This is a genomic window from Calothrix sp. CCY 0018, assembly GCF_963920925.1.
Taxonomy (GTDB): domain Bacteria; phylum Cyanobacteriota; class Cyanobacteriia; order Cyanobacteriales; family Nostocaceae; genus Rivularia.
In genome coordinates this window covers 1-12,352 of sequence record NZ_CAWUDI010000018.1, presented here as the reverse complement: position 1 = coordinate 12,352, position 12,352 = coordinate 1, and the positions used below count along the sequence as shown (strand labels likewise).

Genomic DNA, 12,352 nt, shown 5'->3' with positions numbered 1-12,352 from the left:
GGTTAAGATCCCCCCAACCCCCCTTAAGAAGGGGGGCTTTTTAAGGCTATTTCAGGTATCAAGCATTACGTAACTGTTCAATCACATTACGAGATGTTTGGGCTAGTTCTGTTTCTCCATCTTTCTCAAATAACTTAGCTGCTGTTTCTAAATCGGTAATTGCGTTGTTGTTATTACCTAATGCACCGTTAGCAATTCCCCGGAAGAAGTGAGAGTAAGCTATTGAAGAATCGATCTCTATAGATTTATCTAAATCAGTTTTTCCCTGCTGGTATTGTTCTAATAGAACGTAGGAAGCTCCTCTACCTAAGTAAGCATATTGATTATTTGGCTGGATTTTGATTACTTCGTTAAAAACCTCGATTGCTTCGGGATAGTTTTTATTTTGAAAAAGACTAAATCCTTGTCTTAAGTAATTTACTGCTTTGTCGCTATCTGGATTTGGGCTTGATTCAACTTGCATTCTCTCAATTTGTGGTTTGATGTTAACTTCTGGCAAGGTTTGAGCGTTTACTCTGGGAGTAATTACCATGAAGCTGAGTAGTGCGATCGCGGATACTGTTTTTAAACCTTTCATTTTGCGTTCCTCTTGTTGTAGTAATAAATTATTGGGACAGTAGATACACCCTGGTGTGTGGTGTTCTATTTCTTTATATTTCTGAGTATTTCGGGGTTATGCAGTTTTGGAAATTTTGGAAATTGATTTAATATCTCGCTTTCCTACTTTTTTATATATCTGGGTGATGTGGGGGTTATGCAAAAATTGTGTTTATCATGTGCGCTGTCAGCAGTTAAGATTTCATGTATGTATTTAATGCGATCGCGACAGTTGGCAATTCGATTGCTTGGAAATCCTTGAATAAATAGACATAAAGTGTTGAAGAATCTATTTCTATGTATTCATTCAAATCTGCTTGTGCCTGCTGATATTCTTTTTGCTCTATTCCTGGTTCTAAATAATTTTTTACGTCTTCATTATTCTTAGTTAAATCTGGATTTGGATTTGATTCAACTTGCATTCTCTCAATTTGTGGCTTGATGTTAACTTCGGACAATGTTTGAGCGTTTACTCTGGGATTAATTACCATGAAGCCCAGTAGTGCGATCGCAGATACTGTTTTTAAGCCTTTCATTTTGCGTTCCTCTTGTTGTAATAATGAATTGGGACAGTAGATACACCCTGGTGTGTGGTGTTCTATTTCTTTATATCTCTGAGTATTTCGGGGTTATGCAGTTTTGGAAATTTTGGAAATTGATTTAAGATCTGGTGATGTGGGGGGGTATGCAAAGATGGAAAAAGACGTAGCAGTGCTACGTCTCTACATTAATATTGCAAGTTCAATTACAATTTATTTCGATTCACACAATTGATTCGGTAAGTCCTTTATTATCTGCGATAATTCTGGTGAGGGATTTGGAACGGAATAGGCTTGCTGCAAAGCATCAGACCATAATCCTTTTTGAATAAAGTACTCGGCTTTAGTAAAAGCTATTTTCTCTGCATTTGCTCCTTTGTTTTTCTGCAATATTTCTAAACGCTTTAACTCTGCGGTAATCCGATTTCGCTCTGGTGCTTCCATGATTTTGAAAGGAACGAACCGTGTTGGAGAAGCGCTTTCAAGTTCACTTAAGAAGATTAACCATCTATATGTTTTACCGGGTTCTAAGGGTTGACCTGTATAATTTACACTTTGATTTCCGGTCACAATTCTAGTGCCTAAGTATTCTTTACTACCTGGACTTTCTACTGCTATTTTTTTTATATCACCTTTCCACAAGAATAATGGCTTGGTATCGTACACTAAGGTTGGAGGAATATTTTCTGTAAGTTCGGGAGGTTGAGGGGATATCAAACATATACCTCTTAATGGACGTGATATAGGTTTTCTGCGTTTTCGACGAAATATATCTTTAAGACGTTGCCAATAAGTGATTTCTATTGTTTGGGCTGATGTCGCTTCCGGAGCTATTGATAATGCTGGAAAAACTAATACCGATGCGATACTAGCCAATAGCAAACAACGAAAACGTGTAGAAATATCTATCATTTATTTTCCTTTCTAGTTAATATGTAAAACCAAAAGACTGCTGATGGTAAAAATAACGGTAGTAAAATGCTTCCCCAGATATAAAATTGCATTGCGGTTAATGCGTAAGCTACATTTCCACCTGCGAGGGAACCGTATAATACAAGTCGATCGCGTCTGCTAAACTGTCGTTGAGCCAGAATTATTTGTAATGCTTTACCAATCAATGCTGTAATTGCGATCGCCCATAAATCGGGTATTGGATTTACGAGACGCTGTTTTAGCAGATGGTGAATCATGTATGCATTGATTTCAACTCCCGTAATTGTGGGGATATAGTTTTTAGTAGTACTTTGCAGTCTCCAATAAGCCACTCCTTTAGGAATAGGAAAAATATCGGGTTCGTTACGTGCTAATCCAGCATCTCCATACCCACCTGCACCAATTAATATTATTTGTTGTTTGAGTTGTTCTCGATCGAAGGACGCATTCTCTTTTTTCAAGAAATCACTAGCACTAATTACTTGATAAACTCGATTTGGTGGTATGGAAAAGTCAATTATTGGATATAACCAAGTTTGTCCAAAAATTTCAGAGTTAGTAGTCAGTTTATTTAAACGCAATTGATTTAAATATCTTGTCTGAGATGAATTGTCTGGGTTACTAGCGGCAGATTTGATTAATTTGGCGCGTAAATCCTGATTTTCTAATATTTTGAAGTATGAACTAGATTGTTGTTTTAGAAACGAATGGCTTAACGCCAAAAGATAGGTGAAAGGACAACTTTTAGTACAGTCACTATCTGCACTTAATAAAGAAAGATGTCCTGGTATCTTATCAACATATCCTTGCAAAACCTGATTAGAGCTAGCAATACTATCACGTAAACCTTGCTCTTGATTTTGATTATTTAATATACTACCAAATACAAATAGCGTATTATTCTTTTGTCGCGAGTTTTGGATAGATTCGGCTAATATTTTATCTTCATCTGTTCTGCGGTCTAATAAATAATCTATCCCAACTACATTAGCATTTACATCTGTTAGTTTATCAATTATTTTTGCTAAATAGCTTTTATCAATAGGATTAAATTTATAAGCACTAGTATCAACATCATTTAATGATTTTTCATCAACATGAATCAATAAAATAGGTGGAGGTGATTTTTCCTTATGTATTTGATGGGTTACTTGACGATAAGCTGATTGCACCCCAATTCGCCAATCAAGTAAAGCATCTTGAATTGATGGTAAACAACTTAGAATCGCTAAGGTTCCAATAGTAACGATTTCACGACGCTTGGGAAACCACTGTTTAATTTGATGTTTAAATCCAGAAGGTTCGATACGAAATAAATCTGCTGCTGGATGACGGAATAATGAAGGGATAAGATAAGAACTTGGATAGATATAATTGTTTTGGTTTAAATATTCGCTAGCTGCCAGCAAACTTTGATGAACATCTTTATATTCTGCTAAAGCTTGAGAAAACTGCATAAAAAACTCAACCGCAACTTGATTGTGGATAGGTTCGCGCATAATTGCAACTTGACTGAATCCTAAATCAATCAATTTGTTTGCAATACTCAATCCACTACAGGAATTAAAAATTGCTACCTGTAAACCATTTTCCTTAGCAATAGTTAAAGGTGTTTGTATTTCATTCAGATATAAAGCAGTATTTGGAGCTATAACAATTTCTCCACCAGTTAAATTAGTTTCGTTACTGTGTCCCGCAAAGAATAAAATATCCCAACCGATATTATCAGAAAGCTCATTGACAATATCCTGTTTTAATTGATTAATATCTTTTCTTGGCTCCCAACCGATAAATTTAACATCAACAACTTTTTTTAATGAATTTAAAGCCTTTTTTTCTTCTGCAAATCCCAAACCAGTATCATCACCCAAAATGGCTAAAATTCTCGCTTTGCGGTGACGAATAGGAATTGTATTCGGTTGACTAATATTTATTGGTTTGCGAACAATCCTAATATCAGAAGTAATAGCAAACTCATTCCCAATATTCCACGCTTCCCAGGGTAAACGTTCTAATTCTATAGAATTACAGGTGAGAAAAACGTTTGTTTGGGTAATTGGTATACCTCCCACCTCCGGTGAATGGTAATTGGTAATTGTAGAGCGGATTTGATATAGTTCAGCACTGCGTAACCAGTGACGAAACTCATATAAAAACTTTGTTTCTGCTTCCACCAATTTAGCACGGGAATCAATGGGAGGTGGTGCTATAGTGCCAATATCAGCGACTCTTCCTCTGAATGAATTTTTATAAAATTTAAGATAACATTGCTGCCATTCGTGATATAAATTTGCGATACTTTGAGGATAAGTTAAAGTCGCATTAAGTTGTTGACTTTCACCCCAAGCAAGTTCAAATAAACAGGTATTTTCGATTAATTGAATTTTCAGATTGAAATTGGACATGGGGAATTGGTAATGGGTAATGGGTAATGGGTAATGGGTAATTGGGATGTCATTTTATAGTCTAAATTCAACGCGATATTTTACAAGATTATTCAAAAAACGTTACAATCCCTTATTACTTAAAACAAACGGTACCTAATAACAAGAATCAAAATATTATTATTTCAGTCCATTTTAATGGACTTATGCTATTAGCCAGGGGTTTGCAACCCCTGGTGGTTGTGAATTATCATCAGAAGCGTTACAAACCATTACCAATTAAAACAAATGGCGACCAATAATAAGGATGAGCAAATGTTTGTTGTTCAGCTTTTTTACCCGATGATGGTATTTCTTGTGGAATTAAACCTCCGGCTCTTTTAATATCGCTTATAGTTACATTTTTGTCATAAAGTAACTGCAATTGAGCTAAACGCATCGCTTCGGCTTTGGTAATTGGTTGTTTGCTGTTGGCAAGATTATTATAGAAGTTTTGCATCAAAGTACTGGTGCTACTATCGGCAACTTGCCACAATGAAGCAATGACGGATTTGGCTCCTTTATTAATAAAAGAATAGGCAAGACTTGCTATTTCTACACCATCTTGACGCTCACCTGCTAGGGCTGTTTGACAAGCGGAAAGTACTACTAAATGAATGTTGCTTAATCCTGCTAAGGTTTTAATATCAGATATTGCAAGTTTTTGTTTTTCACCTTCTCCTATTCCTAATAGTAAGTATGATGCTTCTTTATTACCGGGGACAAATACTCCATGAGTCGCAAGATGTAAAATATTGTTACCTGTAAGATTATCTCGCAAAGTTTTATAGTCAACGGATTTATCAAGATATTCTTTTCCTGGATATATTCCTTTATCTGTTTTGCTACTTCTAACAATATTATCTACTTCTATGGGTACATTATTTAAAGCGGGGAAACCACCTGTCGCTTCTGATACTCCCATTGCTAAAACTTTTGTATCTTGAATTTTTGCAGGTAGTCTGGAATTAGTATCGGTTAAGTCTGCTGAAAGTACGTTGTAAATCGTGTAATTTTCAATTAAATACTGCTTACCGTCGTACAATGCACTCATGGGAACGTAGCGGGTGACTCTATCAAGTGCAAATACTAGATTTTTGACTTTATTTTCTTTTAGTTCACTTTCTAAAGGTTTAATCAACCAGCTATAAAGCTTTTCACTGACTGGTTTAATTTTCGCAATATCTTCAGTACCACAATAAGCGCGTTTTTCGCATTTTTCCATCAATTCACGGAATTGTTTAACGGTGTTTCCTAATTCATTCCGAGATACTTTGACTTCAAACTTTTTCGCAGCATCACCAGAATACAGCAACAACCAAAGTTTATCTTCCATCACCAACGGATAAACCATCACAGTCACAGTATCCTTTTGTGCTTTGACAATATCTACAGCTTTGGGGCTATCTGGACGAAATGTGTTGGGATCGGTTGCAATGCGATCGCTAATTTCTTTTTCGATTTTTTCTAAGTCTTGGTTAAACTGAAGTGATAAAGCTGTAAGTCTATCGTTGAGTTGACTTTTCTCTTTACAATCCGTCTTTTCGCATTCGCTAATTTGTTTAGATAATGCAATAACGGACTCACTTTTAGTTTTAATTTCTTGCTCTTTATCAGTTAGCAGTATTTGAGGTTTTGCAGTTGTATCTGTTTTAGCTGAAGCAAAATCACGAATTTCTTGAATCTTCAACAAATCTAATACCTGTCGTGCTTCTGCTTGTCTTCCTTGGGTAATCAATAATTCGGCTAATTCGCGGTAAATATCCGCTGTTTTGGTTCCTTGAAAATCAATTACCGTATCCAAGAAAGAGTTTTGTAATTCTGGTGGTAAACCTTCAATACCCCGACGAATTTCTTCAATTCCGTTGATTGCTTGTTTGTAATAACCGATAGCAACGTTCGTTTGATTTAACTTGCGGTAAACTCTACCCAAACCAGCATAAAGTCCCCAGTTATTAACAGTTAAGTTTTCAGGAGTTTGAATTGAAATTGCTTGTTGATAAGAAGAGGTTGCTTCAGAATTCCTACCAAATCGATAATGAATCATTCCCAGCAAGTTAAGAGCATTTTGTTCAAACACAGGATTTTGAACTTTTCTAGTAAACTCTAAAAAGCTTTGGGCTGATTTCATTGCATTCGCATCATTACCCAAATCACCATAACCAATACTTAGCATTCGATGAGCGAAAGCTTGTAATGATGGTACTTTAATTTCTTGGAAAATAGTTAAAGCTTGCTGAGACAATTCAACAGTTTTCTGTGGTTTACCTTGAGTAAAATGGGTATGAGCAATAGATAATAAAGCTACACCTTCACTACGACGGTTTTTTAGTTTTCGCGATGTTACCAGAGCTTGTTGATAGTAATCGCGGCTTTTTTGATAATCTCCCAAATTGTTGTAAATATCGCCCAAATTGAACTGAGGAGAAATTAAGAAAACTGGACTTTTGAGTTGTTGAGCAATTTTCAAACTTTGCTGCGTTAATTCTAAAGATTTCTGATAATCATTCTGCGAAGCATAATAATAACCAAGACTATTTAAAGCATTTAATTCTAAGTTAGGGCTTTTAAATTCTCGTGCTATTTTCAATCCTTGCTCAATCAAATCCTTGCCTTTGCTATACTCACCAACAACTCGATAAGCATTACCTAAATTAATTAATAACCGTACTTCTTCATCGCTTTTTCTTATTTTCCGTGCTAATTCTAAATTAGGTTGAGCGACACTAATAACTTTTCCATAGTTCCCTAAAGCTTCGTACATTTCACTCAATCCAGTTGAAAATGTTACTTCTCCCTGAAAGTTTTTCATTTCTTTTGTAATAGCTAAACCTTGTTTCGCTACTTCTATACCTTGCTCATATTTACCTTGATATTTATATGCTTGAGTCAGATGTGCTAAACTTACTGTTTCTCCATACTTATTGTTATTTGTTTGTGATAAAGCTATAGCTTGCTTTGCAGTTTCCTCAGCTTTAACTGCATCTCCTAATAAAAGATAACTTTGACTTAGAGAATTAATAGCAGGTGCTTTTAAACTAGTAATACCTGCTTTTTCTGATACATCATAACTTTGTTGAGCAAACTCCAATGCTTTTTGATAATTCCCCTGGTTGCGATAAATCTCGCTGAGATTATTCAAAACTGTGTAGTCTAATTGGGGATTTTTCAATTGTTGAGCAATTAATAAAGTTTTCTCACCTGTTTCCAATGCTAAAGCATAATTTCTTTGTTTTTGATAAATGCTGCTCAGTTTAATTAATACATTTAGTTCTAGTTCAGGTTGTTTAATTTGTTGAGCAATTTTTAGAGCTAATTGAGAAAATTCGATTGCTTTGGATAAATTTCGGAAACCATTTTCATATAAAAAAGCTAAATGAAGCAGCGCTTGTACCTCTAGCTGAGGTTTTTGAAGAGATTGAGCTTTTGTTAAAGCTTTTTGAGCAGCATCTAAAGCTTGATTATATTTTCCTAAACTTGCATAAGTAAAACTTAATACGTCTAAAGCATTAAAGTCATATAGGGAAAATATGTCTTTTTCAATGGGTGATAATGTATCAATGTCAATTTTCTGTAATACAGCTAAAGATTGTTGAATTGCTGACAATGCTTTTTCATGTTCTCCTAGAGCATTATAAGTCGTAGATAAAGAGATTAATGTACCCAACTCAGCTACTAAGTCTTTCTGCAATCGAATAATTTCTAATTCTCTAAGACTAACTTCAATAACTTTATCATTTTTTGCCTGTAACGTGTAGATATAATTAAGCTTTGATAAAGCCAATGATTCTGTGTCTAAATCTTTGACTTCTCGCGCAATTGTTACGGAATTTTGTAAAACATTTAAAGCTTTATCGTAATTATTTGATAAAATATATCCTTGTCCTAAATGATTTAAAGCTTCAGCTTCTAATTTTGGTTGTTTTAACTCTCTAGCAATATTTACAGCATTTTGAGCGTATTCAATAAAGCGTGAAGGAGAGATATTCGTCGTAGTATAAACATTTAACAGCCAATTTAAACGACGCAATTCTTCCAGACGCAGATTATTTTTTCTTGCTAAACCTAAAGCTTGTTCTCCAAACTGTATCGCACGTTCTTTATCTTTTTGTCGGAAATACAACCAAGCTAAAACAGCAATTCGCTTAACTTCAGCAACAGGGTTATCTATCTGACTATTTACTAATTTAGCTTTCTCTAATGTTACAAAAGCACGGGGATTTTGATTTAAAACAGCATACGTTTGAGCAAGATTATTAAGGGTAAAACCTGCTTGGTATTTATCTTCTACCTCTTCATGAACACGATTAGCTTGCTCTAAAAACTTTAACGCTTCAGCCTCTTCGTTAAAGCCATAACTATAAACTATACCAATATTTGCCAGAGTTTTACCTTCACCTTTTCTATCATTTACCTGACGACGAATAGCTAAAGCTTGCTGTAACAACTCTAAAGCTTTTTTATATTCCTTCTTAGCAAAATAAACATAGCCAATATTATTTAAAGTTTCCCCTTCACCCTTAGTATCTTTTAATTCCCGACGAATAGTTAAAGCTGACTGTAAAACTTGATTTGCTTTATCGTTTTCATCCAAGCGAATGTAAACCTCACCGAGATTATTCAGAGCTAAAGCAATTCTCGCTTTATCCCCCTGCTGTCTTCGTATTTCCAACACCCGTTGATAAACTGGTAAAGCTTGAAAATACTGTCCCTGACGATATAGCTGCACCCCTTGCTCAAATAGCTTGTCTGCATCTGCTGTGGGGTTTTGAGCTAAGGAAGAGGGATTTTGAGTTAACAACCGCAATTGGGTTTCCCCATATACCGGGAGAGTCAGTGAAAATATCAAGCTAACGGACATCAAAGCGATTAATTTTAAGCGGGAATACATAAAGCCAACTCTCACAGAATACTAATATTTTACATATAACGTTAGTAGTTGTACTGGTATCAGCAAAGATTACCGCGTTACGTTTATGTATATATCTGGAGATTTGGGGGTTATGCAGTTTTTGGCTTAAGAAAATTGAATGTGTTGGTTTTAGCGTATTTATCAAACAAACAGACGCGACACCGGACAAACAAAGTTCGGTAACATAGGTGAAGTTAATTCATCCGCAACAAACAAAGTTTCAACTAATTTCAAAAGCGCTTTATCCCGTCGATAAACTTCAATTTGCTGCAATCTCCAATCCAAAATCCAATATTCGTGGACTCCCCTCGAAGCATATAATTTCAACTTTACTTCTCTATCTCGACGTTGGTTATCAACACCTTCAGAAAGCACTTCAATAACTAATTCCGGCGCACCTGTTAAATGTCCGGCTTCATCAAGTAACATTGGAAGACGTTCTTTACTCACCCAAACCACATCGGGAATTACGTTGTCAGCATCGGTAAAAATTATTCCTGGAGTCTGAACTGCTTCTCCTAAACCAGATGAAATTGACCAAGCTCTTAATTCAGCATAAGAATTACCACTTGCTTTCTGATGTCCCCAATGTGGTGCCCTAGTCAGAAATAATTCCCCATCAATAATTTCATACCGATTGCCGTTATCTGGCAATAGCTCAATATCGGCTATAGTCCATCGTACCCGTTCTTCAGTGCTATGACTCATGGGATATTCGTCTTGCGGTGTTATTGATATTTTAGCTTTGATATCTAATAAATTTTTAATAATCCTCCAGCCCGAAATCAAATATCTGTCTAATTCTTCGACAGTACAAAAGCAACCCAAAAGCAAGGATGTTAGTAACATTTCTTTATCTTGGAGTACCGAATAAAACAAATGATGCCCATTAAGATGGTTCTGGATGTGTTTTTCTTGTCTCTATCATTGCTTTTCGTAATGCTTCGGCAGGAATATCGTTTTACCAATTACCAATTACCAACTACCCATTCCCAATCACCGACTCATATTAAACCCAAAACTCGGTAAAGTCACCTCAACCCCATCCCCCAAACTGACACTAACCAAAAACTTCTCATCAAAATTCCCCACAACTCTCGTAAATAAATAAGTATTTCCCCAATCAGGATTTACTTCTTGCTCTACCAAAATACCAGTTTGGTCGCTAACTCTTAATTTCAAATTTGTTGGTAAACTTTCTAATGCGGGAGTACCCAATATTAACAATAACGTCCATGAATTAGGCTCGGATTCCGATAGCAAATGCCAAGTTACAGCATATAACCTTAACGGAACACCTGCTAAAGATAAATCTTGATAAGCACCACGTGCTTGCACGGGTATTTCTAAACCTTTTTGTTGCAGTTGCGAGCTAATTTCTGTAAATTCTTCTACAGGTGTTCGCATTACTGGTTGTGGTGCAATATTCGGTAATAAATTCCAAGTTTGTTCGGCTAATGTATCTAATTCATCCCACAACCAACGTCCGACGTTAATTGTTGGTTGGGTAATTAATTTAAATATATCTGATAGATGTTTTTGTATAGATGTTATAGATAATGTTTCTTCTTGAGTTTGTAAGTTATATATCCAATCAATTAATTCCCGATTGGTTAAAACTGCGGTTGCTTGTTCCCATGTCAAAGTTTCCCACAGTTCTTTTGTTCGCAATTGAGGTAATATTCTTATAAGTTCTTCTTTCGCTAATTCTAAATTTTGAGCGCGGTTTGTGGGTATTGCAGGTAAAGTAATAGCTGCGGGTTCCAAACAACGTAAATATAATAATAATCTATCTGGTTCGTTACAAAACCAAGTTAGTGGTATGGAGTATGTCCAGTTTAAATCTGGCTGTAAATTAGCGCTTTGTTGTCTTGCTGATAATTCTTTATAAGATAAAAATCCTTGAATAACCGCTTGCTCAACACTTTCTATAACTTCTACTAAAACGTAAAAATGAGGAACATATTCCGGTAAATCTACGACAACTCTAGATATATCAACTTGCTCGTCAATAAAGTTACCCGTAGTAATCAAACAAATTTTAAATTCACCGACTTGTAAATTAGCAACAGTAGGAATTACATTTGCTAAAGTAGGTTGTAAAACAGTACATTCATCTCGATTGAGATTAAAAGAATTTCCTCTAGATTCCAACCAAGTTTCAAAAGCTGATAAACTTAAAGCATTCAAATAGGTTTGCCACTGTTTCGATTCATCTTTAATTTGACTGCTTAACTCTATCGCTTCATCTACTTGCGACGGCGATAGCGGAATTGCTTCTGGTGGTAACTGTTGAAATTCTAGAGTCATTGGTAATATTTCTGTTAATAAGTTAGTCATTTTTCGTAATTACTCTTTATTCTCAAATGAATTAATATTTTTTTGTTTATATTTAATCTTTTTACTGCTCCCTACTCCCTTGCATCTAAATATTCACATAATCTAGAAGCAAATCTACTCCTCGGTGAATCACTTCTCGAACTAGATGCTTCAATTTCCGCTTCTGTAATCAAATTAGTTACTTGTTCCGTCAGAGCAATAGTAATTTGTGATTCTAAAGCTTGTAATTTTTCTAAAGAAGCATAGTTTTTTGCTAAGTCCAACACTCGATTTTTTAGTAATGCTAAAAGTTCGTTTGTAATATCAGCGCGAAATTCTTTTAATTTCAACAAACGAGTTACTTGAAACTGCGCCTTCATTTCTATACGTTTGGCTATTTCTGTCATCGATAATCCCTGACAGTGAAATAATTTTAATCCTGTAATAAATTTGTTAGCTTTAATAGCATCTTTACGCTGCATTTTATTCACTCGTGTTTCCGTAACGGTAGCCAAAGCATTATCCAAACATTCTATAAACTGGGGACGATATAATTTTAAAAATTCGCTGGTTTGTATCCCCTCAAAATTTCGGGGTAGGTGGTTATTGAGGCACCCATGACCAACCAT

Annotated in this window: 7 protein-coding genes and 1 pseudogene; all 8 read right to left on the bottom strand. The window is 35.4% G+C overall.

The window, feature by feature from the left end:
• Positions 1–58: 58 nt before the first annotated feature.
• Positions 59–577, bottom strand: coding sequence for a tetratricopeptide repeat protein (locus tag ACM03V_RS14645; RefSeq protein ID WP_414621525.1), 519 nt, complete (start codon positions 575–577; stop codon positions 59–61).
• A gap of 214 nt (positions 578–791) precedes the next feature.
• A complete protein-coding gene (locus ACM03V_RS14640) occupies positions 792–1,133 on the bottom strand; it encodes a hypothetical protein (protein ID WP_414621524.1) in 342 nt (113 codons plus the stop codon).
• A 216-nt stretch (positions 1,134–1,349) separates the two neighbouring features.
• The gene (locus ACM03V_RS14635) at positions 1,350–2,048 is read right to left on the bottom strand and encodes a DUF928 domain-containing protein (RefSeq protein ID WP_414621523.1); all 699 of its coding nucleotides are present in this window, start codon (positions 2,046–2,048) and stop codon (positions 1,350–1,352) included.
• Positions 2,045–4,474, bottom strand: coding sequence for a CHASE2 domain-containing protein (locus ACM03V_RS14630; protein WP_414621522.1), 2,430 nt, complete (start codon positions 4,472–4,474; stop codon positions 2,045–2,047). Before ACM03V_RS14630 ends, ACM03V_RS14635 begins: the two co-directional genes overlap by 4 nt.
• A gap of 241 nt (positions 4,475–4,715) precedes the next feature.
• Complete coding sequence (locus ACM03V_RS14625) at positions 4,716–9,383, bottom strand: tetratricopeptide repeat protein (protein ID WP_414621521.1); 4,668 nt, start codon at positions 9,381–9,383, stop codon at positions 4,716–4,718.
• 162 nt (positions 9,384–9,545) lie between these two features.
• Complete coding sequence (locus ACM03V_RS14620) at positions 9,546–10,112, bottom strand: Uma2 family endonuclease (protein ID WP_414621622.1); 567 nt, start codon at positions 10,110–10,112, stop codon at positions 9,546–9,548.
• A gap of 288 nt (positions 10,113–10,400) precedes the next feature.
• The gene (locus ACM03V_RS14615) at positions 10,401–11,744 is read right to left on the bottom strand and encodes a DUF1822 family protein (protein ID WP_414621520.1); all 1,344 of its coding nucleotides are present in this window, start codon (positions 11,742–11,744) and stop codon (positions 10,401–10,403) included.
• A gap of 71 nt (positions 11,745–11,815) precedes the next feature.
• Positions 11,816–12,352, bottom strand: a pseudogene (locus ACM03V_RS14610) (hypothetical protein); the annotation flags it as partial.